At 50.2% G+C, this 23,929-nt stretch carries 15 protein-coding genes; 13 read left to right on the top strand and 2 right to left on the bottom strand.

The genetic code is table 11. The annotated features are described in order from the left end of the window. Positions 1 to 210 precede the first annotated feature (210 nt). Together BLW68_RS19810 and BLW68_RS19805 are read left to right on the top strand one after the other, a co-directional pair. The gene (locus tag BLW68_RS19810; RefSeq protein WP_177172303.1) at positions 211 to 7,146 is read left to right on the top strand and encodes an Ig-like domain-containing protein; all 6,936 of its coding nucleotides are present in this window, start codon (positions 211 to 213) and stop codon (positions 7,144 to 7,146) included. A gap of 116 nt (positions 7,147 to 7,262) precedes the next feature. Beyond that, positions 7,263 to 8,153 carry a hypothetical protein gene (locus BLW68_RS19805; protein ID WP_092796944.1) on the top strand — a complete coding sequence of 297 codons (891 nt, stop codon included), beginning with the start codon at positions 7,263 to 7,265 and terminating at the stop codon, positions 8,151 to 8,153. Here the strand turns inward: BLW68_RS19805 and BLW68_RS19800 are convergent. Next, positions 8,150 to 9,829 carry a methyl-accepting chemotaxis protein gene (locus BLW68_RS19800; RefSeq protein ID WP_092796942.1) on the bottom strand — a complete coding sequence of 560 codons (1,680 nt, stop codon included), beginning with the start codon at positions 9,827 to 9,829 and terminating at the stop codon, positions 8,150 to 8,152. The genes BLW68_RS19805 and BLW68_RS19800 overlap by 4 nt on opposite strands. Positions 9,830 to 10,026: 197 nt before the next feature. On the opposite strand from BLW68_RS19800, the gene BLW68_RS19795 reads away from it, so the two are divergent. The 11 genes from BLW68_RS19795 (at position 10,027) to BLW68_RS21710 (ending at position 22,576) form a co-directional block, all read left to right on the top strand. Next, positions 10,027 to 11,931: an alpha-amylase family protein gene (locus tag BLW68_RS19795; protein ID WP_092796940.1), complete on the top strand. Its 1,905-nt coding sequence runs from the start codon at positions 10,027 to 10,029 to the stop codon at positions 11,929 to 11,931. Between the two features lies 1 nt (position 11,932). Then, positions 11,933 to 14,371 (top strand): glycoside hydrolase family 31 protein, encoded by a 2,439-nt coding sequence (locus BLW68_RS19790; RefSeq protein WP_092796938.1) that lies wholly within the window; start codon positions 11,933 to 11,935, stop codon positions 14,369 to 14,371. A gap of 82 nt (positions 14,372 to 14,453) precedes the next feature. After that, a complete protein-coding gene (locus BLW68_RS19785; RefSeq protein ID WP_092796960.1) occupies positions 14,454 to 15,680 on the top strand; it encodes a threonine/serine exporter family protein in 1,227 nt (408 codons plus the stop codon). Between the two features lie 86 nt (positions 15,681 to 15,766). Further along, complete coding sequence (locus BLW68_RS19780) at positions 15,767 to 16,204, top strand: YybH family protein (protein ID WP_092796936.1); 438 nt, start codon at positions 15,767 to 15,769, stop codon at positions 16,202 to 16,204. Positions 16,205 to 16,224: 20 nt separating this feature from the next. Beyond that, positions 16,225 to 16,569, top strand: coding sequence for a YciI family protein (locus BLW68_RS19775; RefSeq protein ID WP_092796934.1), 345 nt, complete (start codon positions 16,225 to 16,227; stop codon positions 16,567 to 16,569). A gap of 22 nt (positions 16,570 to 16,591) precedes the next feature. Beyond that, positions 16,592 to 17,809, top strand: a complete 1,218-nt coding sequence (locus BLW68_RS19770; RefSeq protein WP_092796932.1) for an RNA polymerase sigma factor — start codon at positions 16,592 to 16,594, stop codon at positions 17,807 to 17,809. 120 nt (positions 17,810 to 17,929) lie between these two features. Next, positions 17,930 to 19,792: a glycoside hydrolase family 13 protein gene (locus BLW68_RS19765; protein ID WP_092796930.1), complete on the top strand. Its 1,863-nt coding sequence runs from the start codon at positions 17,930 to 17,932 to the stop codon at positions 19,790 to 19,792. Between the two features lie 309 nt (positions 19,793 to 20,101). Next, a complete protein-coding gene (locus tag BLW68_RS19760) occupies positions 20,102 to 20,617 on the top strand; it encodes a hypothetical protein (protein ID WP_143039996.1) in 516 nt (171 codons plus the stop codon). A gap of 503 nt (positions 20,618 to 21,120) precedes the next feature. After that, on the top strand, positions 21,121 to 21,498 hold the full coding sequence (locus BLW68_RS19750) for a hypothetical protein (protein WP_143039995.1): 378 nt from the start codon (positions 21,121 to 21,123) through the stop codon (positions 21,496 to 21,498). A gap of 117 nt (positions 21,499 to 21,615) precedes the next feature. Continuing rightward, positions 21,616 to 22,065, top strand: coding sequence for a hypothetical protein (locus BLW68_RS19745; protein ID WP_092796922.1), 450 nt, complete (start codon positions 21,616 to 21,618; stop codon positions 22,063 to 22,065). 160 nt (positions 22,066 to 22,225) lie between these two features. Then, positions 22,226 to 22,576, top strand: coding sequence for an ASCH domain-containing protein (locus tag BLW68_RS21710; RefSeq protein WP_092796920.1), 351 nt, complete (start codon positions 22,226 to 22,228; stop codon positions 22,574 to 22,576). Positions 22,577 to 22,610: 34 nt separating this feature from the next. Here BLW68_RS21710 and BLW68_RS19735 read toward each other — a convergent pair whose 3' ends face one another. Then, complete coding sequence (locus BLW68_RS19735) at positions 22,611 to 23,816, bottom strand: IS4 family transposase (protein ID WP_092796000.1); 1,206 nt, start codon at positions 23,814 to 23,816, stop codon at positions 22,611 to 22,613. Between the last annotated feature and the right edge of the window lie 113 nt (positions 23,817 to 23,929).

The raw sequence follows: 23,929 nt of genomic DNA, 5'->3' as shown, positions 1-23,929 counted from the left end.
GATATGCAGCGGTTTTAAATACCGTGGCTTTAACACTATGTTTTATTTTTTTGACGGCGGGCAAAGGATACCTGCCAGAAAAAATCTATATTGTTTATTAAGGAAATACTATGTCACGGTCTGATTACAGCTTTTGTTCCCGGATGAAAAATTTTGCTGCTACCGCATTTAATATAAATAGCCTAAGTCGCTGTTTTATTGCTGTGCAGCTTGTCACTGGCAACAATCTCATTCTCTGCTCAGGCCGCTGAACAAAGCCTGCCTGCAAACAAAACAACATGGGTTTTTGTTGACCCGGCAGTTAAAGATTATCAGCAACTGATCGGTGACCTCCCTGCAGATGCTGAACTAAGAATCCTGCAAGCAGACCGCGACGGTATTAGCCAGATTGCCGAAGAGCTTTATGGTCAGCGCAATATCGCACAAATTCATTTAATTTCTCATGGCCGCGATGGTGAAATTCAAGCGGGTAATACCTGGTTGTCTCTGGACAATATTCAGGCTAAATCAAGTGATTTATCCCAAATTGGTACTGCATTGGGTAACTCAGGCAGTCTTTATATTTACGGTTGCCAGGTGGCCTATGGCAGCAAAGGTAAACACTTTCTAAATGAAATCGCCCGTTATACGGGAGCCAATATCGCAGCATCTGAAAACTGGACTGGCAGTTACCTGCACGGTGGGGACTGGGTGCTGGAGCGCACAATAGGTGATGTAGACCTGAGCCGTGCTTTAGCCAGCGTGGATTATCCCCATGTACTGGCAACCCTCAATGCTGGAGATATGGTTGTTTTAGGTATAAATGCCCGCTCCGATACACAAGCTATTCATTTTGCAACTTTGGTGAATATTCCAGCAGGAACAGTGATAAAAATTACTGACCGAGGGTGGGATCAAGCAGGTGGCGGGGCTTTTACTCCACCAGGAACAGGAGATGGAGTAATAGTTTGGACAACTTCGGAACCATATAGCGCAGGCACCTTGTTCAGGCTAGTGCTTGGTGGTTCAGATGATGTGCCACCAACTCAATTGGTAAATATCACCGCCGGTAACACAGACCTTACTGACGACATCAGCATAGACATAGCGTACTACACCGTTGCGAACGCCATGACAATTGGTGGTGAGCAGATCTTTATTTATCAAGATTCTGACACTAATCCTTATTTTATTTTCGGCCTGAACGCTTCGCGTAACACAAACCTTGATGCTAACTTTTGGCAAACAGCTATCACTGCAACATTAGTGGAGTCCATGATTCCCAATGGTGTCGGAAGTCAGAATGCGTTAACTAATGGCTCGAATGCAGTGGGCCTGCTAACAAATCCGGGCGCAGTCGGTGCAGGATTCCAGCAATTTGATAATGTGGCCTATACCGGCCCTACCAGCAGTACCGATCGCACGGGCTGGCTGGCGCGAATTGCCAACCGTAACAACTGGGGAGGAGATGACGATGGCACAGTTACCACTTCGGTGGGAACTGCTGGTGGTAGCTTTATAGCTTTACCCCCTCCGCCGCCAACCGTTACCGATGGTAATATCAGCATTTCCGGCGCCACGGGCACCGGCGGCGCTTATAAAATTGGTGATACCATCAGCGCAACCTGGAACAATACCGCAGGCGGAGATAATAACCCAGGTATTACCGGCGTTACGGCAGACTTTACCCAGTTTGGCGGCGGTGCCGCCGTGGCTGCAACCAATAACGCAAGTATCTGGACAGCCTCTTATACCATTGCAGCAGGTGCCATTGATGCAATCAATCGTAATGTCAGTATCACAGCCAACAATGCGGATGGCCCTACTACTACCGCAGATACCAGTAATGCCACTGTCGATAACATAGCCCCCACAGTAACTGACGCCAATATCAGCATTTCTGGCGCGACCGGCTTAGGAGGAACTTATATTGTCGGCGATACAGTAACCGCTACCTGGAACAATACCGCAGGTGGTGATAACAACAGCGATACCATTAGCGGCGTTACTGTTAATTTCAGTCAGTTTGGTGGCGGTACAGTTGCCGCTACCAACAGCGCAGGCACCTGGACAGCCACGTACACTATAGCTGCCGGTGCAATAGAAGCTGCTGGCCGCAATATATCGGTTACAGCTACCGATAACGCTGGTAACAGTACGACCCGGGCCGATACCAGCAATGTTGATGTAGATAATGTAGTGCCGACAGTGGCAAGTGTCAGCGTTCCGGCCAATGGCACCTATATTGCAGGGCAAAGCCTTGATTTTATTGTCAATACCAGCGAAAACATCATTCTTGATACTACTGGTGGCACGCCTAGGATCGCTCTTACTGTAGGAGCCACCACACGCTATGCGACTTACCTTAGCGGCAGCGGTACGTCTGCAATCGTATTCCGTTACACTGTGCAAAGCGGCGACTTTGATCCTAACGGTATTACTGTTACGGCTGTGATTCAAGCCAATGGCGGTACACTAAAAGATGGCGCCGGTAATAATATGAATTTGACACTGAACAGTGTCGGCAGTACCGCATCTGTGTTGGTTGATGGTTTAACAGTACCTGACGCTCCTATCATAGGCATTGCCACAGCGGGTAATGCCCAGGCCAGTGTAACCTTTAGCGCTCCGGCTAATAACGGCGGTTCGGCAATTACCGCTTATACCGCGATTGCCAGTCCCGGCGGTGCATCAGGCAATTGTGCCGGCCCTGCAGCTTGTGTCATCACCGTAAATGGCCTGACTAACGGCACTGCATACACTTTTACTGTCACAGCAACCAATGTTAAAGGCAACAGTGCGTCTTCTGCGGCCTCTAAAGCTGTGACCCCCAAAGCAAACCAAACTATTACCTTTAACGATCCCGGCGCACAAAACTTCGGAACCTCGCCAACCCTGGTGGCAAGTTCGTCAGCAGGTGGTGGTTATGTTGTTACTTTCAGTTCGGCAACGCCTGCGATCTGTACTGTCAGTGGCGCTACTTTAAGCTTTGTAGCTGCTGGTAGTTGTACCATCGACGCCAATCAGCCGGGTGATGCTGCAATTAGTGCAGCTGCAACTGTATCCCGGACCTTCACGGTAAATGCGGTAGTTCCCAGCGCCCCAACGATAGGTACTGCAATCGCCGGTGATACCCAGGCCAGCGTTGCCTTTGTTGCCCCGGTGAATATCGGCGGCTCGGCAATTACCGGTTATACAGTAACGGTAAACCCAGCAGATGTTGCGCCGATAATCGGAGCTTCATCCCCGATTGTGGTGACCGGTTTAACCAATGGCCAGGCCTATACCTTTACCGTAACGGCAAATAACGTTGCAGGCACCGGCCCGGCTTCGGCGGCTTCCAATTCGGTCACGCCTGCAGCTATCCAAACCATTACCTTTAACAACCCGGGGACGCAGAACTTTGGTACGACACCGACGCTAACGGCGACCTCTGATTCCGGCTTAACGCCAACCTTTACCTCAGCAACACCCGCTGTTTGTACTATTACCAGCGGCGGCGCCCTGACCTTTGTCACAGCTGGTAGCTGTACCATTAATGCTGACCAGGCCGGTAATGGTAGCTACTTGCCTGCTCCTCAAGTAAGCCAGACCTTTACTGTTACCCCGGTAGCACCCGGCATACCAACTGCTGTTGTTGCTACTGCTGGTGATACTACAGCAAGCGTTGCTTTTGCCGCGCCAGTAAATACCGGTGGCGTTAATATTACCGGTTATACCGTTACCTCTACCCCCGGCGGCCTGACAGCCAGCGGCGCTGGCTCGCCACTTGTAGTGAATGGTTTAACTAATGGTACAGCCTATACCTTTACCGTAACGGCGGCTAACACTGCTGGTACTGGTCATCCTTCAGCAGCTTCAAATGCAGTTACGCCCAACCCAGCTAATTCTGCACCGCAAATCTCAGGCTCACCGGCTACCTCAGTGGATCAGGGGCAGGCATACAGTTTTGTGCCAACTGTCACTGATCCAGATGGTGATACCCTGACCTTCAGTATTCAAAACAAACCTACCTGGGCAAGTTTTGATACTGCCACAGGCGCACTAACCGGTACTCCGGCAAAAGAGCATGTCGGCACTACAACCGGTATTGTAATTAGTGTGTCTGATGGCGAATTTAGCGCCAGCTTAGCGGCATTTAGTATTGAAGTAATTTCTGTTAATGCCGCGCCAGTGGCAGTGGATGATAATTTCACCCTGCCATTTAGTAATAACCATACCTATTTGCTGGATGTACTGGCAAATGATACTGATCCGGATGGCGATAGCTTAACCATTACCGCTGCCAAAGCCAGTATTGGCCTGGTGAGTATTCAGGCCAATAAGCTGCAATTTAACGCGCCGGAAAACTTCAGTGGTACTGCCACCTTCAGCTACAGCATTACTGACGGTGAGTTTAGTGATCAGGCAAAAGTTACCCTGCAAATTGATGGCAGTAACCCTGATGCACCGGTAATTACACCACCGGATGATTTAATTGTTAATGCCAGCGGCCTGTTTACCAAGGTAAATGTGGGTGTAGCTACGGCAGTTGATCGCAATGGTAACCGGTTGGCTGTATCGTTAGTTAATGGCTCGCCGCTGTTTGCTTCTGGCCGCCACGAATTATACTGGCGGGCAACTGACGCCAGTGGCGTGAGCAGCACTGTTACCCAGCTACTGCAAATTAATCCTCTGGTGTCATTAAGCAAGCCACAAACGGTTATTAACAACAGCACGGCGACAATAGAGGTAATACTTAATGGCCCGTCTCCGGTGTATCCGCTTGAGGTTGCTTATAGTGTGAGTGGTTCTGCCAGCGCAGTAACAGAACACAATCTGGCCGCCGGTTCAGTGCAAATAAGCTCCGGCCTGCGCGCAAGCATCAGCTTTGATGTCTTTGCTGATTTAACTACCCAGGCAGAAAAAGATATTGTTGTTACTCTTAGCAGTAGCCTGAACCTGGGTGCCAATGCCAGCACAACCATTACGGCGACAGAGGCTAATCTGGCTCCTGTAGTTATGCTGGAAGCACAGCAGCAAAATCAAATCCGGCTGACCGTGGGCAAAACTGCAGGCGTGGTGACTGTTGCCGCACAGGTTACTGATCCTAACCCTGGTGATACAGTCAGCCTGCAGTGGCAGGCTGACGCTGCACTGACCAATATTTCGAACGATATATCGCAGTTTGTATTTGACCCGGCAAACCTGAGTAGTGGCGTTTATCAGATAGCACTAACCGCAACAGATAATGCTGCAGAGCCATTAAGTTATACTGCGCAAGTGTACCTGCTGGTACAGGATGTATTGCCGGTTCTGGATGGCAGCGACAGCAACAACAACCTGATCCCGGATAATGTAGAAGGTTTAGGTGACAGCAACGGCAATGGCATTCCGGATTATCTGGACCCTGGTTTTGACTGTAACGTAATGCCGGAACAACTGCTAACTGTAACCCAGTTTGTTGCAGAGGGTGAACCGGGTATCTGTCTGCGTAAAGGTGCTACAGCCGCACTTAGCAATACCGGCGGCATTCAGCTAACCAGTGCAGACCTGCAATGGCTGGAACCAGACATGCAGGCCACTAATATTGGCGGGACCTTTGACTTTATTCTGCGCAATCTGCCAACTGCCGGTGCAAGTTATGCGCTGGTGTTACCACAGCGGCAACCTGTGCCACAAAACGCAGTTTACCGCAAATATACCCAGGCCACCGGCTGGACTAACTTTGTACAAAATGAGCGTAACCAGTTGCTTAGTGCTGCCGGCGAGCCGGGTTTCTGCCCACCGCCTGGTAGCAGCAACTGGCAACCAGGTTTAACAGCCGGCCACTGGTGTATTCAGCTGACCATTGAAGATGGCGGCCCGAACGATGCCGACGGTTTAGCTAACAGTACTATTGTTGACCCGGGTGGTGTTGCCGTTGTGCTAAATGGTAACCAGTTGCCAGTGGCTACAGACGACAGTTACTCAGTACAATGGAACCAAAGCCATACGCTGGAAGTGCTGCAAAATGACACCGATCCGGATGGTGACACACTGAGCATTAATCAGGCCGCAGCGGCATTTGGCACTGTAAGCATCAGTGGCGATGGCCAGACATTGCTGTATACCCCGGCACAAGACTTTATCGGCACTGATACCCTTAGTTACGGCATCAGCGATGGCAATAACGGTAGTGCCAGTGCAACGGTTACGGTGGAGGTGTATTACAACAGGCCTCCGCTGGTAAGCAATGCAACAGCCAGTACTAATGATAAAACAGCGATTGACATTGATGTGCTGGCCAATGCCAGCGATCCGGATGGCGACACGCTTGTTATCAGCAGCGCCAGCGCACAAAACGGCACGGTAACAATCACTGCAGCACAAACCCTGCGCTACACTCCGCAAGCAGGCTATACCGGCACTGATACCATCAGTTTTACCGTAAGCGATCAGCGTGGCGGCAGTGTTAATGGCACAGTGACAATTTCTATAACGGCATATGAGGTTATTACTGTGGTAAATAAATCGTCTGGTGGTGCGCTAAATGGCTGGCCTTTGTTATTATTGGCCGGGCTGGCACTGGGCCGGCGACGCAAAATGCTGCTAAAGCCAGTGTTGTTATTAGCAGCTCTGCTGAGTTTTAACACTCAGGCAAACTGGTCGCTTGATGTTATGTTTGGTAAAAGTACAACCAGGCAGTCAACATCAGAGATCCTTGCCCAGCTACCTGCAAACGCAGAGTTACTGCAATATGATGACAGCGGTAAAAGTTGGGCGCTGGGGCTGAGCTATTATTTCACGCCACGGCTGGCAGTACAGGCGCATTATGTTGACTTAGGCGATGCCAGTGTCAGCATGCGCGGTGAAACGCTGACCCCGGAGGCGTTTCACCAGGCAGTGTCTGACATTGGCCCGATGCTGGCAAAAGGTGTACGCAGCGGCTTGTCTTACCACGTATGGCAACATGCCGGTTGGTCGGCTACTGTGCAGGCTGGCGTATTTGCCTGGAACAGTGAAACCAACAGCACCGCCGGTGACAACCTGATCCGCTATAAAACCAGCGACACCGACATCTACTGGGCGCTTGGCGCCAGTTATGCACTGGACGAGCACATCGCCTTACAGGCTGTGTTTAACCGCTATCATCTGGAAGGTAATAAGGCCGACAATATTATGCTCGGTGTCAGTTATTCATTCTAAGCAGCAGTAAGGCGCCTCAGGGCGCCTTTACTTTAGCTGCCGCGCTTTTACTGGATAGCAAAATGGTTAATACTGGCTTCAGCAGGCGTTCGCCATGCTGTTAGCCGGAGGCCGCCATGAAACTACTGACCAAACTTAGCTCTGCCCAACGTTTATTTGCGCTGTTGCTGTTTTTGCTGGCGCTGTGTGCCGGTATTTATAGCGGCATGCTGCAACACCGGCTGCTGAACCCGGCGTTGTCACCGCTGGATGACAGAGCCAGCGCCGCGCTGCAACGCAGCTTAATGCTTAGCAGCGCCTCGTTTGCCACCGCCCGCTTAATTGACCGCGGTATTGCTTTTGTATCTGAAGCCCAGGTTGGCGTTGGCGTAGCCAGTATAAAACCCGGCCAGCTGTTAAAACCGCTGCAGGATATGGCGGTACGCTATTCTGACTTAATGGTGCTGGCCATGACATCCATCGGCCTGCAGCTGTTTTTGCTGGAATTTGGCAAGCTGGCGGCCCTACCCTTGTTTGGTACTGGCATTCTGCTGTCAGCCGTGATCTTAGTGCTGGGCCCGGCAAGTTGGCGCAGCACCGCTACCTACCTGTTACGTATTTTTATTGCCCTGCTGCTGGTTGTTCGTATTGGTGTGCCACTGGCCGCGTTTGGCGTGGCCGAGTTGTCAGACTGGGTGCTGGAGCCGCAGCGTATAGCCGCAGAAGCGGCGCTTAGCGGTGAAACTGCTGCCTTGCAACGGGTTGATCAGCCGCTGCAAGGCAGTGATGAAGGCTCATTAAGCTGGCTGAAGCAAATGGCAGCGCAGGCGAACGATATGTTTGCGGCGGTTAAAAGTTTTTCCGACAATATGGTAGAAAAACTGATCCAGTTAATAGTGGTGTACAGCCTGCAAACTCTGGTATTTCCGCTGTTGTCATTGTGGCTGCTGTGGCACCTAGGCCGTTGGTTTGTGCGCCGGCCTTTGGCTGAGCTATCCGCTCCGGCGCACACTATACCGGCAGCTTAAACGCGGAACCGCTGAACCAGGGCACTGAGCCGTTGTTCAATAGTGCCCAGCTCATCGGTCGATTTTGCCAGCTCAGACGCATTATTTGCTGCCTGATCGGCCAACTGGGCAATTTCATGAATACTGCGGCTGATATCAGTAGCCACTGCCGTTTGCTGCTCTGCTGCGGTGGCAATCTGAATATTCATCTGGGTAATGGTGCTAACCGATTTAGTAATGGTTTGCAGTGACTCACTGGCTTTATCGGCCTGCGCTACCGTTTGCAGCGATTGCTCCTTACCACGCTGCATTACCTGCACTGCATCACGGGTACCTTGCTGGAACAAATCAATCATCTGCTGAATTTCGTTAGTGCTTTGCTGCGTGCGGGTTGCCAGTGTACGTACTTCGTCTGCTACCACAGCAAAACCGCGGCCCTGCTCGCCGGCACGGGCAGCTTCTATTGCGGCGTTTAACGCCAGCAGATTGGTTTGCTCAGCAATACCGCGAATAACATTAACCACCGAACCAATCTGATCGGCATTAGCACCAAGTTTTTCAATCGCATCACCGGCGCGGTTTACATCATCTGCCAGCTTATTAATTGAGCTGATGGTAAGCGACACACTTTGCTGGCCGCCAACTGCTTCTTTATCGGCCTCCTGCGCGGCACTGGCAGCTAAACCGGCACTGCCGGCTACTTCCTGTACTGCAGTAGACATTTGATACACCGCCGCAGCCACCTGAGTGGTTTCAGCCTTTTGTCTGCCCGCATCCTGATCGGTTAAACGCACAATTTGCTGCATGGTAGACGCAGAATGGCTCAGCGCCAGCACGGCTTGTTTTACTTCATTTACCAGTTGCTGAATTTTCTGTGCAAACTCATTAAAACCACGCGCGACTTCGCCCACTTCATCGGAGGTTTCTACCTGCAAGCGCTGGGTTAAATCGCCCTCGCCCTGGCCGATATTAATCAGCGCCGCTGAAGCTTTTTGTAGCGGCGACACCACCAAATTGGCGACAAACAATGCCAGTAATACCACCAACACCAACAACACTATGGCGCCGCCGATAATCAGCAGCAGGGTATTGCGGATGCGCTCGCTGATTTGAATCTCTTGCTCTGCCACGCGGCGGTCAATATCGTCGATATAAAAACCCGAGCCCAAAATCCAGCGGTTATTGTACATTGGCGCGGCATAACCCAGTTTCGGCGTTAAGCCACCCCGGGTTTTCTCATCCCACATATAGGTAACAAAGCCACCGCCTTTTTTACCGGCCTCAATTAAATCGCGGATCAGCAGCACACCGTTAGGGTCTTTTAACTCAATCAGGTTGCGCCCTTCCAGTGCAGCATTAGAGCCATGCACTATATTTACGCCCGCCAGATCATAAACAAACATATAGCCGTCATCACTGAATTTCATGGCGCGGATCACTGCCTTGGCCGCATCTAATTGTTCTGCCGATGGCTCACCGCCGCTAAAATACGGTGCTACTGCAGTTATAGCTATAGCAACATGATGCTCCAGTGCATTTTGCTTTTCGTGCATCATATCAGCGCGAAACTGCACAACTTCTGCTTCACCCATTGAGCGCATCTGGCTGTATATCAACAGCATCAGTGCTAATACCACCGTTACTATTGGTAACACTGCCAACAGTAGCATTTTATTTTTCAGCTTAAAGTTGAACATAGACAAACTCCGCGTTATGCCATAACAAGTTGATTCTGTTACAGCATAGTGTAAACAAGGTGGAAAGAAAGCGGGATGCTACCTTAGTTGATAAGCCTTTTAGCAACGCCTGCATACGTATGCACCATAAAAAGGCAAGCCAGCTGTAATACACTCGGCTACTTTACAGCACAAATAGAAAAATACAGGGTAGACAGATGAACAAAACAGCCACTATTCTGATGCTAAGCCTTGCTGGCAGCATGCTGCTGGCCTGCGGCGGCAAAGCACCAGAACAAGCCACGCCTGTTAAGGCAGACCCCACTGAGCATAACGCTACTATTGTGAATACTGCAGAACATAAAGTGGTGGTGTATCAGGTATTCACCCGTTTATTTGGTAACCAGAACACCACCAACACCCCCTGGGGCACGCTGGAGCAAAACGGTGTGGGTAAATTTGCCGACTTTACGCCAGAAGCCCTTAGTGCCATTAAAGCCATGGGCACCAGCCATATCTGGTATACCGGCGTGCCGCACCATGCGTTAGTGCGTGATTACAGCGCTTATGGCATAAGTCATGATGACCCGGACGTAATTAAAGGCCGCGCCGGCTCGCCGTATGCAGTAAAAGACTACTACAACGTTAACCCCGATTTAGCCACCGATCCGGCCAACCGCTTAGCCGAATTTGAAGCACTGATTAAGCGCACACACCAGCATGATATGAAAGTGCTGATTGATATTGTGCCCAACCATGTGGCACGCGCTTATCAGTCGTTATCGAACCCGCCAGGTGTTACTGACTTTGGCGCCAATGACGATACCAGCGTAGAGTACAAGCGCGACAACAACTTTTACTATGTGCCGGGCCAGCCTTTTAATGTGCCGGCCTTTCCGGCCAGTTATAAAGTACTGGGCGGCGATGCTCACCCTGCCGCCGACGGCAAGTTTAACGAAACGCCAGCCAAGTGGACCGGCAATGGTTCGCGTGCAGCCCAGCCAGATTTTGATGACTGGTACGAAACAGTAAAAATTAACTATGGCGTGCGCCCCGATGGCAGCTACGACTTTGACAAACTCCCGGCCGATTACGCCGATAAAGACTGGCCGGCACATTACGCCTTCTGGCAGGGTAAAGACGTACCCGACTCCTGGCTTAAATTTCGCGATATTACGCAGTACTGGCTGGATAAAGGCGTAGATGGCTTTCGCTATGACATGGCCGAAATGGTGCCGGTAGAATTCTGGAGCTATTTAAACTCGCATATTAAACACAAAAACCCCGACGCTTTTTTATTAGCCGAAGTGTATCAGCCGCATTTGTACCGCGACTATATCCGCTTAGGCAAAATGGATTACCTGTACGACAAGGTCGAGTTTTACGATAGCTTAAAACTGGTGATGCAAGGTAAAGGCCCAACGTCTACCCTGGTAGAAACCCAGCAACGGATGGCCGATATTGAACACCATATGCTGCACTTTTTAGAAAACCACGATGAACAGCGTATTGCCGCGCCCGAGTTTGCCGGTGATGCCAAAAAAGGCATGCCAGCCATGGTGGTATCAGCCACCATCAGCACGTCGCCAACCATGCTGTACTTTGGCCAGGATGTTGGCGAACCGGGCGCTGAAGATGCCGGTTTTGGTAAAGCCAGCCGCACCACCATTTTTGATTACTGGGGCGTACCGCACCATCAGCGCTGGATGAACGGCGGCAAGTTTGATGGCGGCGCGCTGTCTGCAGAAGAGCTGACACTGCATAATTTTTATAAAACCCTGCTTAGCTTTACCGCCAGCGCCCCGGCGCTAATGGGTGAATATACTGAGCTACACAGCGCCAACCTGGCTGCAGGCACGGCCTACAGCGAGCAACAATTGGCGTTTGCCCGCTATAACGACAGGCAAAAGCTGCTGATCGTTAGCCACTTTAATAGCGAAAATGGCGTCAGCTTTGGTTTAACGCTGCCGGCAGAACTTATCACAAAATGGCAGTTGGCTGATGGCCGGTACCCGTTAACCGACAAGCTAACCGATACACAATACACGCTGCAGGTAGCAAACGGCGTGGGTACAGTGGCGCTGCAACTGGCACCGCTGGCATCGGTTATTCTGGAGCTTTAATATGAAGCGGTTATTCTTTGTTTTATTCACACTGTGCTGCACAATCGCAGCACAGGCGGCACAGTACCAGCAACATAACCTACAGGGTAATACGCTAAATATTCAAACCGATAGCGGCCAGCTTAGCCTGACATTTTATCAAAGCGATGTGGTTGAGGCGTTTTATCAGAGCGAAGGCGTAAAACAGCTGCCGTCGTTTTCCATTAGCCAGCAAAGCCAGCCTCAGCAGTTACGCCTGACAGAAAGCGCTGCTGCTTTAACTCTGGGCTCGGCCAGTTTAACGGTAAAAATTAATAAAGCCCCGTTACAGCTCAGCTATTACTATCAGGGCAAATTGTTGCTGGCCGAAGAGCAAGGTTATTTTCAACAGCAACAGCGTCAACAACAGCCGCAACAGCATGGCTTTCGTTTTGCGCTAAGCGATAGCGAAAAACTGCTGGGTGGCGGCCAGCGCGTATTAGGTATGGACCGGCGCGGGCAAAAATTTCCGCTGTATAACAAAGCGCATTATGGGTATAGCACAGAGTCCAGCCAGATGTACTTTAGCCTGCCAGCGGTAATGTCGAGCAATAAGTATTTGTTATTGTTTGATAACTCAGCCAAAGGCGAAGCCGATTTAGGCCACACCGAGCCTGGCATTATGCAGTTTAGCGCCGAAGGTGGCCGCAGCAGCTATGTGGTTGTTGCCGGCGACTCTTACCCTGCGCTTCTCAATAACTACACCGCATTAACCGGCCGTCAGCCGCTACCGGCGCGCTGGACATTGGGCAACTATGCCTCGCGCTTTGGTTACCGTAACGAAGCAGAAACACGCGCTGTGGTGCAAAAATTCCGCGAGTTAAAACTGCCGCTGGATGCCCTGGTGCTGGATTTATACTGGTTTGGCCCGGACATTCAGGGCCATATGGGTAACCTCGATTGGGATAAAAATGCCTTTTCGCAACCGGAAAAAATGCTGGCCGATCTAAAAGCCGATGGCGTTAATACTATTTTAGTAACCGAGCCTTTTATACTTACCAGCTCAAAACGCTGGCAGGAAGCGGTAGCGGCCGGCGCTATAGCACCGGGCTTGGATGGCCAGCCGAAAACCTTTGATTTTTACTTTGGTAATACCGGCTTAATTGATGTGTTTAATCCCAAAGCGCAAGACTGGTTCTGGCAAATTTATAAGGGCCTAGCAGAGCAAGGCGTAGCCGGTGTCTGGGGCGATTTAGGCGAGCCTGAAGTACACCCTGAAGATACCGTGCATGCCATCGGCACTGCCAATGAAGTGCATAATGCCTATGGCCACCAATGGGCCGATATGGTGTACAGCGGTATGCGGCGTGATTTCCCCTCGCAGCGCCCCTTTATTATGATGCGCGCAGGTGCGCCCGGCAGCCAGCGCTTTGGTATGGTGCCCTGGACAGGAGATGTTGAGCGCAGCTGGGGCGGGCTAAAGCCGCAGGTAGAACTGGCGCTTAGCATGGGGTTATTTGGCTTTGGCTATATCCACTCTGATTTGGGCGGCTTTGCCGGTGGTGAGCAGTTTGATAAAGAGCTGTATATCCGCTGGCTGCAGTACGGCGTATTCCAGCCGGTATACCGGCCACATGCACAAGAGCATATCGCGCCGGAAATGGTATTTCACGATAAGCAGACCATCGAAACACTACGGCCCTGGCTGAATTTGCGTTATCAGCTACTGCCCTATAACTACACGCTGGCGTATCAAAATAGCCTAACCGGCATGCCACTGATGCGGCCGCTATTCTTTTCTGAAAACAGCCTGGCAGATGAGCAAAACGCAGCGCTGATGGATGAGAAAAACAGCTACTTCTGGGGTGACGCCTTTTTAGTCGCGCCGGTAACCGAGCCCGGCGTAACAAGCTGGCCCGTGCAACTGCCTGGCGGTGTCTGGTTGGATTATTTCAGCGGAAAACGCTACGCGGGTAATAACAGAGTTGAGGTGCCGGTAACCATTAACACTATACCGGTGTTGGTAAAAGCCGGCAGCTTTGTGCCCATGGCAGAACTGGTGCAGAGCACGCAGCATTATTCCAGCGAAAAACTGACACTGCATTACTATGCCGACCCAAGCGTAGAGTGCGCCAAAGGTGAAATGTATGAAGACGATGGCAAAACGCCGGACGCTATCGCCAACGGCCAGTTTGAGCTGCTGAACTTTTACTACCTTAAGCAGGATGGCCAGCAAAAGTTTGAACTGCGCCGCAGCGGTGATTATGCCGGCAAGCCGGCCAGCCGGGAGTTGACGCTGGTAATACATAATCAAACTGCCAGGCCAGCAACCATCAATATTGACGGCCAGCGCATTCAGTTGGTACCGCAGCAAGCCCGCTTTAACCGTATGCAAAATGTGGCCTGGTACGATAAAGCCAGTAAGCAGCTAAAAGTAAAAATTAACTGGCTGGTGGACAAACAGCAGATCTTAATCCGTTAGATAAATACTCTTTACAAAGCGCGCTGGTAACGGCGCGTTTTTGCATTACAATGAATAAGTTACCCCCTAATGGATGCCGCCGGTGTACACAGCTGATTTTAATCATAAACGTAAGTTTGTCGTCAAACTGGGCAAGATGCTGCACAAGTACGGCACCCCGGCCTACCGGCTGGAAGCGCACTTAGCAGAGCTGACAACCCATTTGAACTTAAAAGGTTCATTTATTATCTCCCCCACCTCGATGACCTTTGTGCTGTGGACCGATGGCCATGAGCAGGAGTACACCCATGCCTCACGGGTTAACCCCGGCGATCTGGATTTAGGTGCACTGTCGCGTACCGACGAGCTGGTAGATCAGGTGTTGCAGGGCAAAGTCAGCCTTAATGAAGCCGATGCGCTGCTGGATGCTATCGATGTGCGCCCCAGTTCATACGGTAAGCTGGCCACAGCAGTGGCGATGATGGCCTCCGGCGGTGCCTTTGCCATGTTAATGGCTACCAGCTGGAATGATGTGCTGTGGTCGTCATTGTTATCACTGTTGGTTTACCTGTTTATGCTGTGGGCCGCCCGTTCACCGCGCATTGCCAATATGCTCGAGCCTTTAGTGGCACTGGCCGCCGGTATTGGCGCCTGCGCCATTAGCAGTTATATCGACCCCGGCATTAATATTCGTTTGGCAGTGCTATCAGCCATTATTTCGTTTATTCCAGGGTTAGCTTTGACCATCGGCTTTGCCGAACTGGCAGCGCGGCATCTGGTATCGGGCAATGCCCGCATTATGGATGCGCTGATGCTGCTGTTTAAGCTGTATTTTGGCGCCTTACTGGGCATAGCTATAGGTTTTGCCCTGTTTGGTGTGGTCGATTTTGTTAAGCCGCCGCCAATCTCGCGTCATTTTGCCTGGCTGGCTGTAGGCATACTGGTCAGCTCGCTGATCGTGCTGTTTAAAAGCCGTGGCAAATATACGCTGTGGTCTTTAGCCGCCGGCTTTATCGCTTATGGTGTCAGTATTACCGGCGCTTCATTATTTGATTATACGATGGGCGCCTTTCTCGGTGCCTTTGCCGTTGGCCTTTACAGCAACCTGTTTACCCGGTTGGCTAATGCACCTGCCGTTATCGTCGCTATGCACGGCTTAATTGTGCTGGTGCCCGGTAGTAAAACCTATATCGGTTTAAACTCGCTGATTTCCGGCCAGGATTTTGTGGTGTCTGACCGCGTAGGCCAGCAAACCTTTCTTATTTTAATGGCGCTGGTAGCCGGGCTTATTTTTGCCAACGTAGCACTGCCACCGAAGAAGAGCCTGTAAAGCGTTTATAAAAAAATTGCCGCCGTTGTCGAAATAACTGCCTTAGCACCGACTAACTATGCTTATTCAATAACAGGAGCATAGTTATGAGCAACAACAGCAAAGCCGAACAACAGATCCGCGATCTTATTAGCCAGTATGTCAGTGCAGTAAGAGCAAAAGATGTGGCCCGTGTCGCCAGCTTATACAGCGATGAGGTGGTGGCCTTTGATGCCATTCTGGCCCTGCAGTTTAAAGGTAAAGCCGCCTATATTGAGCACTGGCAAACCTGTATGAGTTTCGCCAAAGGCGATATGCACTATGAAGTGCATCAGCTAAAGGTTGAAGCAGGCAGCGAGCTGGCCTTTAGCCATAGCATTAACCTGTGTGGCTGCACCAACGAGCAGGGCAAAATGGAAACCAGTTGGATGCGTTCTACCCAGTGCTGGCAAAATAGCGCCAATGGCTGGAAAATTATCCACGAGCATTTTTCTGCCCCCTTTGATGTAGAAAGCGGCCAGGCCATGTTTAGCCTGCAACCTTAAACAGACAGTTGGAGCAAACCATGAAATATCTGTGTCTGGTATATAGCGACGAAAACACCTTGCATAGCCTGCCCGATAGCCCGCATGACAGCGAATGCTTGGCCTATGCTGAAAAAATACACGGCAGCGGCCGCATGCTGGCCGCCGAAGCCCTGCAACCGATCAGCACTGCCACTACCATCCGGGTGCGTAGCGGCAAAGTCAGCATTACCGACGGCCCTTTTGCCGAAACTAAAGAGCAACTGGCCGGCTTTTATCTGGTAGAAGCGCATGATTTAAACGAAGCCATTCAGATTGCCAGCGGCATACCGGCAGCGCGGGTAGGCTCGGTAGAAGTGCGGCCAGTGCGCCAGCTTGAGGTATAAACCTTAGGTGGCAGCGGTAACAATGCAGCAGCAGATCAGCGCACTGTATCAGCAGCAGTCGCGTAAAGTGCTGGCTACACTGATCCGCCTGCTGGGCGATTTTGACTTAGCCGAAGAAGCACTGCATGAGGCCTTTCATGCAGCGCTTAAACAATGGCCAAAGGACGGCATACCAGCCAACCCAAGCGCCTGGCTGGTATCGGCCGGGCGCTTTAAAGCCATAGATCAGCTGCGTAAAACGGCACGCTTAACCCAACTACCAGATGAAATACTGCAACAGCTAACAGCAGAAGACGCGCCAGATCAGCAACCGATAGCCGATGACCAGTTGCGACTGATTTTTACCTGCTGCCACCCCAGTTTAGCCGCAGATGCGCAACTGGCCCTAACACTGCGCGAAGTATGCGGCTTAACCACCGAGCAAATTGCCAGCGCCTTTTTAACCAGCCCGGCCACAGTGGCGCAGCGTATAGTGCGCGCCAAAGGCAAAATACGCGATGCGCGTATTCCGTACGAAGTGCCACCGCCAGCAGAATTACCGCAACGGCTTGATGCCGTACTGCAGGTAATTTATCTGCTGTTTAACGAGGGCTATTCGGCCTCCAGCGGCGTGCAATTGCTGGATATCAGCTTAAGTGATGAAGCCATCCGGCTGGGCCGCTTAATGCTGCAACTGCTGCCCGATGCCGAAACCGCAGGTTTGCTGGCACTGATGCTGCTGCAACATGCCAGACGCGCCGCCCGGATCAGCGCCAGCGGCGAGCTGGTACTGCTACCACAACAAAACCGCAGCTTATGGCAACACCATGAAATAGAGGAAGGCAGCGAGCTGGTGCAATGGGCGCTGCGCACCCGCCGTATTGGCCCTTACACCTTACAAGCCGCTATTGCCGCCATTCACAGTGAGGCGCCCAGCGCAGAACACACCGACTGGCATGAGATTACCGGCTTATATAATTTACTGCTGCAGGCCGATCCGTCGCCGGTTGTCGCCCTGAACCGCGCCGTAGCCATTGCCATGTGTGACGGCCCGGCAGCCGGCCTGGCATTGCTCAGCGAACTGGAATTACAGGGTGAGCTAAACCAATATCATCTGCTATACGCCGCCAAAGCCGATCTGCTGCGCCAGCTTGGCCTTAAAATAGAGGCGCTTAACGCCTACCAGCAAGCGCTGGACCATTGCAAACAGGCCCCGGAGCAGCGCTTTTTGCAGCAAAAAATAGCGGCATTGCAAGGCTGACTGCAACCGGCACTGGTCCGGGTTGTGGCTGAATACGTATGCAAAACCGCCGCTAACCTTGCTTCATAATGGTGCGCTGCTTCACGATAGGCTACCCAAGTGTCAGCGGACCTTTTTGCTATGTACCATAAAACCCTTATTGCCTTAACCACCCTGGTAAGCAGCCATGTAATGGCAGATAGCTTTGTTATTGAACGGCTGGAACCAGCCAACTGGTGGGCAGGTATGCAGCACCCCGAACTGCAGCTGATGCTATATGGTAAAGATATTGCCCGGCTGCAACCACAGGTACAGTATGACGGCGTAACACTTAACGGTGTTACCCGCACCAATAACCCCAACTACCTGTTTGTTAACCTGACACTAGCCGACAACGTAAAACCCGGCGATATCACCCTGCATTTTCGCCATAATGGCGAAACCGTGCTAAGCCATAACTACCCGTTATTACAACGCAGCGCCAACTCTGCCAAACGCCAGGGCTTTAACCCGGCCGATGTTATTTACCTGCTGGCACCAGACCGTTTTGCCAACGGCAACCCGGGCAATGACAATATGCCCGGCATGCTGGAGCAGGCCAACCGGCAGGATGACAATGGCCGCCACGGCGGTGATATTGCCGGTATGCAAAATGCCCTGCCCTATATTGCAAACATGGGCTACACCGCCATCTGGCCCATGCCGCTGACAGAAAACAACCAAAGTGCTTATTCTTACCACGGCTATGCCGCCACCGATTTATACAATATTGATGCGCGCTATGGCACTAATCAGCAATACCGCGATTTTGTGGCTGCTGCCAATGCCAAAGGCATTAAAGTCATTCAGGATATTATTCTGAACCATATTGGCCATCAGCACTGGTGGCTAAACGATCTACCCGATGACAACTGGCTAAATAAGCAAAATATTCTGCAAGGTGCACCCTTTGTTGGCACTAACCATAGCCGCAGCACCATACAAGACCCTTACGCCAGCAAAGCCGACACCGAACTGTTTACCGACGGCTGGTTTGTCGACACCATGCCAGATCTTAACCAGCGCCACCCGCTACTGGCCACTTATCTTATTCAAAACAGTATCTGGTGGGTGGAATACGCTAATTTAGCCGGTATTCGCGAAGACACCTACAGCTATGCCGACAAGCAATTTTTAAGCGAGTGGGCGCGGCGCATTATGCTGGAATACCCCGATTTTAATATCGTTGGCGAAGAATGGAGCCCCAACCCGCTGATTGTGTCGTACTGGCAGCGCGGCAAACAAAATAAAGACGGTTATGTATCGCACACCCCGGCAATGCTGGATTTTCCGCTGTACGATGCGCTGTTAAAAGCACTAACCACAAATGAAGACTGGAACAGCGGCTGGGTTGGCCTGTATGAAATGCTTAGTAACGACTATGTGTATGCCGACCCGTTTAACCTGGTAACCTTTGAAGGCAACCACGACGCCGCCCGGCTGTTTTCGGTGCTGGATGAAGATTTTAACTTATATCGCATGGCAATAAGTTACCTGCTTACCATGCGCGGTATACCGCAAATATTTTACGGTACCGAAATCGCCATGACCAGCCCCAAAGTACGCGACGACGGCAAAGTACGCGCCGACTTCCCCGGCGGCTGGGCTGGCGACAAAGTTAATGCCTTTACCGGTAAAGGCTTAAACGCCACACAGAAAAACGCGCAGCAGTTGGTAAAAACCCTGCTTAACTGGCGTAAAACCGCCACAGCCATTCACAGCGGCAAGCTAATGCATTTTGCTCCGGATAACGGCACCTACACTTTTTTCCGCTATAACGACACGCAAACGGTAATGGTGGTAATGAATAAACAAGCCAAAGCAGTAGCACTGGATTTAGCCCGTTTTAGCGAAGTACTGCCGCAAGGCAAAACCGCAACCGATGTTATTACCGGCAAAAGTATAAAGCTGAATAAACAACTCACAATACCAGCGCGAGGTACTTTGGTACTGGATATTCGTTAACCTTCAACACTCCACAGCGGCGCAAGCCGCTGTGGTTTCTCAAAGCCCTGTCATTTTTTTACCGCACGTAAGTACTGTATAACCCACTGTAAAGCAGAACTATTTTGTTAGTAAGTTAATCGCAAGCTTAAACCCCGCTTTCACGCAGGCACTTTTTCAACACAGTGCAAGATGTTGTTGATTAAGTTACAAATGTTGGCTAGTTTAGCAGAATGTAAAATCAGGATAGAAGGGAGAATCTCACGGTGAAAGCAGGGATTTTGCCTTCTAATAATATTGTTAGGGCTCCATATACAAAGAGGTATAAATTTGAAGTCTTTAATTTCGTTATTGGCTATTTTCGCGCTTATTTCGTGCTCAACTAACGGAAATAAGGTTAGCTCAGGACCTAAAAATGAAAAGCAAATTGATAAAGCTGACAGTTTATTAGCCGATTTAGCTCCAGAGAAAGTTAAGGCCTGCCTTTCACTTGCTAGCATGGCGCGTTCAGCAATTTTTAACAGAGAAAAAGGGGTATCAAAGGAATCTTTGCTAGCACCCTTGCCAACTAAGGAGCAACTAAACAGCTATCCCAAGAATATGGATGTTCAAAAGATGATGGGGTTAACAATGCACGAAATAGTCAGTGAAGTGTATAACTACCAGCCCTTAGAGAGCGAAATATACTCGTCCTATACTGCCGAAGTGTGTTTAAGGAAACTTAAAAATACCGCGGTTCCTGAACGCTTCACAGAAGCTCACAAAGAGCTTAAGGAATGTGAGGTAGAAGAAACCGAGAAGAACAGAATTTTGTGTGCAATGGCCGTTGCTGGTTCAAAGCCCTAACAAACCAAGTCAGCGGGACACTAACACGTAGGCTCCCGTCACTTCGTTCCGTATTTTAGCCTACGTGTTATTGCCCCTGCTTGGGGCGTTATGTTTAAAAGGTAGCCAAGTGATTAAGACGGTTTTTTCATGGGTTTATGCTTTGATATTGGGCTTTATCTTCTTTGAAAGAGTAAGAGTCATGGTTCCAATATACAGAGCTCCCGACATAATGACTTCAGCAATAGCATTTTCATTTTTTGCTAGTTACGTCGCCTATTTGATAAATAAAAAAATGTTCTTACTTGTTTTTTCATTTATTAGCTTCTGCATTTATGCTGTTTTAATGGTCGTATGGTCCTACAAATATCCTCTACTAACTAGGCAAGAGTATATAGTCACCTCTGCTTTTTATTTAATCGTTAGCATTCCAATGTTTGTTGGCTTGCTTAGGAATTTTAAATATAACAAGTCAATGCAGCCGACCGCTAACGCGTCGGCTGATTGAAGCGTTAGGTGTGCTTATGGCTTGTATGGGAAATTGGGTTTGTTTTGGTTGCCGTATTACAAAGAGGCGCCCAACATGGAGAAGGGTAACTTATACTAGACCTGAAAGCATCGGTATGAGAGGCAATGTTAAATGCCAACAATGCTCTAAACTGATGTACTTTTTAGGTCCAACTATCCAAATCCCGCCTAAATCGAAGCCTAAAGAGTGGGCTAAACTTTATGATGCATTAATTGAGTTTCGGCAGGAATTCGCCAAAAAACATGAAATAGGGAAAGTCAAACTGAGGCATGAATTAGAGAAAGCGATTAGCGAGTTAGAGCAACGTGGTTACAATAAAGAGCGTGAAAAGTTAATAAAAGAGTATGAAGAACGTTTGCGCAGGCACACCTAACAAAAACTTAAACACGCCCGCAGAGGCGGGTTGCGATAATAACACAGCGGCGGCTCCTCCATTTTCGCCGCTATGTTATTGTTCGTTAAGTAAAAGCTAGGAAAATGAGAATCTAAAATGTACAAATTTATTATCATTTATTTTATTGTTGCATCTTTATCTGGATGTGCAGGAAATCCGACGGCGGTGAGGGGGGCTGAACTAGCCAATAAAGACTTGCTTAAAGAAAGGTCGCCTTATCGTGTTGATGTAAAGGTCTTTGAAGGTGGTGGGGCCGTTACGTCCACAGTTTGGGCTGGAACGAAAGGCATAAGCATCATGGAGTCTGCCGATAATACATTGAAAAGCGATGTTTGGAAATTCTTTGAGAAACAGTGTGGGTTGCATAAATCTGATCTTCGTGAGGTGAGAGTAGTACAACATAAGCATCCGTTTTACTATGAGGTGTGGGTTTTTAACGACAAAGAATCAAAAAGAGATGATGAAACAACTGGAATATCTTTGATTCTTAATTTTTCACCCTCGGGCGGAACAGACATTAATTTGGTTGGAAGCTGCCATCCCTAACAAACGGCAGCAGTCGGAAAACCTCCACTACGCGCCTTTGTGCATTCGCTTCGCTTATTATTGTACAAAGTCACTCCGCTACAGTTTCCGCTGCGCCGGGAGTTAGGCCATTGGGACACTCTTACGCACCGATCAGTAAAGCTTATGTGGGACGACTACCTTGCGCATCAGTCTCAGCCATTACAGTTCCCCCACTGATGCACCGCCAGCCTGGTATTTCTGCGACAACGAGACGGATGCTAATGAGTGTGCTCAGCTAGTCGTGAGAGGCACAAAGCGCGCAACATCACCATCATTGTGGTCTTTTGAGGCCAGCGGTGAGGCTTTGCCGCGTATAGGCGATTTGAACATAGTGACGGACTGGAACGGTAAGGCCGTATGTATTATTCGCACAACCAATGTGCAGATCCTCCCACTCAACGAGGTCACGGAGGTCCATGCAAGAATTGGAGGTGAGGGAGACGGCTCATTGGGACTATTACCATCACGAGCTCCAAGGAACCGGCTATGAAAAAGGGGTCGTAGCCTGAGGGATCCCCACGAATTCAGCTCCAACACAATCCATACTCTGCCGTTCTTTGTCTGAAGTAAAGAATGCCGGATAGCCAGTGTTTTAGGGTTATCCGAAGTTCGCTCTGATGAATTAACCTTGCCGCGATGTAACAGTAGCTGAGTACCCGTCGGTGCTTGATAGTGTTAGCCTGGAAGCGTTTGGTCAAACCCGCTTGCTCTGCCGCTACGCCAATAAAACTCATGGCAAACAGCGCTAATGTGCCAATGAGTACCAGTACCGCCAATCGTTGATGACAGCGCGATTCATGCAGCGACATGCCCAAACCAAACCGGATACTTTTTTGGTCGCGGAACCCTTCTTCAATCTGCATACGAGATGCATAGCAGTTCGCTACTGCTTGTGCCTGGGCAGCAGAACCTGTGGGCAGTGAAGTGGCCAGCAACCATGGCTCCCGCGAGGCAGCCGCCGCATCCCTGCTGGGCTTATCAAGCCGTGACTGGCCGAATCGATTGAGGAGTTTTCGGCCTTTAGCCGGTGTTTTCATCAGAACCCAGTTGGCCATCAGTGGATTGCCTCTGGTAAACATGACATTTTTTAAGCACTGTGGTTTGCTCCCGGCCTGAGCATATAGCCCTTTGCAAGGCAGCCAGTTATCGCCGTTATCAAGGGTATACAGGGTGCGGTTGCGGATGCGGCCAACATAGTCCCAATTCAAACTTAATACTTGCCGAAACCAAGGCACACGAAAGCCGGCATCGGTGACAATTATTGGTTTACACTGCTCTGGCAGCATGGCTTTAAGGTGCTGGAGAAATGCCAGATGTATCGCCGGTTTTTCTTTCCCGCATAGCGGATGGACTTGCTCATACAGCGTTATCGAGCGACCATCAAATGCTAATGACGCCCGCAATAAGAAGTGACGCCGACTGGCGTCTAAATCAGACCAATCAACCAGAATAACCGGCCTTGGCAGCGACGTAGAGACAAGTTTAACCAAAGCACCATAAATCAGCGGCAGTTCACGGTATAAATGCCCATTAGAGCAAAGCCTGTCAGCACGTTTAATTCTATGTTTTTCATAAGCTTTACCGCAAATTCCACGGCCAAGCCGGGTAATGGTTAGCTTGTTCTGATGCACTGCACTTTTCACGCACGCTTCAAGCGCCTGGCGGCGCTGACTGTGCATATTGGGCGTGACGGTTTTGACAAAACGAGTTAGCATTTGCAGAACATTCATGGCGTGTCCTTGGTAGGTTTGTTTGGCGATAGATCTGATCACTGAACGCCATGAATGTTCCTTCTGATTTCATCTTTTTGTTTTAACTAGCAATTTTGTGGGGATACCTCAGG

It is taken from the genome of Rheinheimera pacifica, from assembly GCF_900108485.1.
Lineage (GTDB): Bacteria > Pseudomonadota > Gammaproteobacteria > Enterobacterales > Alteromonadaceae > Alishewanella > Alishewanella pacifica.
The sequence above is the reverse complement of the archived record's forward strand: the minus strand, read 5'-3'. Positions and strand labels throughout refer to the sequence as shown.

Excerpts from the sequence above, each read along its gene's own strand:
- BLW68_RS19775 (WP_092796934.1), top strand. The coding sequence starts at position 16,225 with ATGAAATATCTGTGTCTGGTATATAGCGACGAAAACACCTTGCATAGC.
- BLW68_RS19805 (WP_092796944.1), top strand. The coding sequence starts at position 7,263 with ATGAAACTACTGACCAAACTTAGCTCTGCCCAACGTTTATTTGCGCTG.
- BLW68_RS19735 (WP_092796000.1), bottom strand. The coding sequence starts at position 23,816 with ATGAATGTTCTGCAAATGCTAACTCGTTTTGTCAAAACCGTCACGCCC.
- BLW68_RS19790 (WP_092796938.1), top strand. The coding sequence starts at position 11,933 with ATGAAGCGGTTATTCTTTGTTTTATTCACACTGTGCTGCACAATCGCA.
- BLW68_RS19795 (WP_092796940.1), top strand. The coding sequence starts at position 10,027 with ATGAACAAAACAGCCACTATTCTGATGCTAAGCCTTGCTGGCAGCATG.
- BLW68_RS19780 (WP_092796936.1), top strand. The coding sequence starts at position 15,767 with ATGAGCAACAACAGCAAAGCCGAACAACAGATCCGCGATCTTATTAGC.
- BLW68_RS19750 (WP_143039995.1), top strand. The coding sequence starts at position 21,121 with ATGGCTTGTATGGGAAATTGGGTTTGTTTTGGTTGCCGTATTACAAAG.
- BLW68_RS19765 (WP_092796930.1), top strand. The coding sequence starts at position 17,930 with ATGTACCATAAAACCCTTATTGCCTTAACCACCCTGGTAAGCAGCCAT.
- BLW68_RS19770 (WP_092796932.1), top strand. The coding sequence starts at position 16,592 with ATGCAGCAGCAGATCAGCGCACTGTATCAGCAGCAGTCGCGTAAAGTG.
- BLW68_RS19745 (WP_092796922.1), top strand. The coding sequence starts at position 21,616 with ATGTACAAATTTATTATCATTTATTTTATTGTTGCATCTTTATCTGGA.
- BLW68_RS19800 (WP_092796942.1), bottom strand. The coding sequence starts at position 9,829 with ATGTTCAACTTTAAGCTGAAAAATAAAATGCTACTGTTGGCAGTGTTA.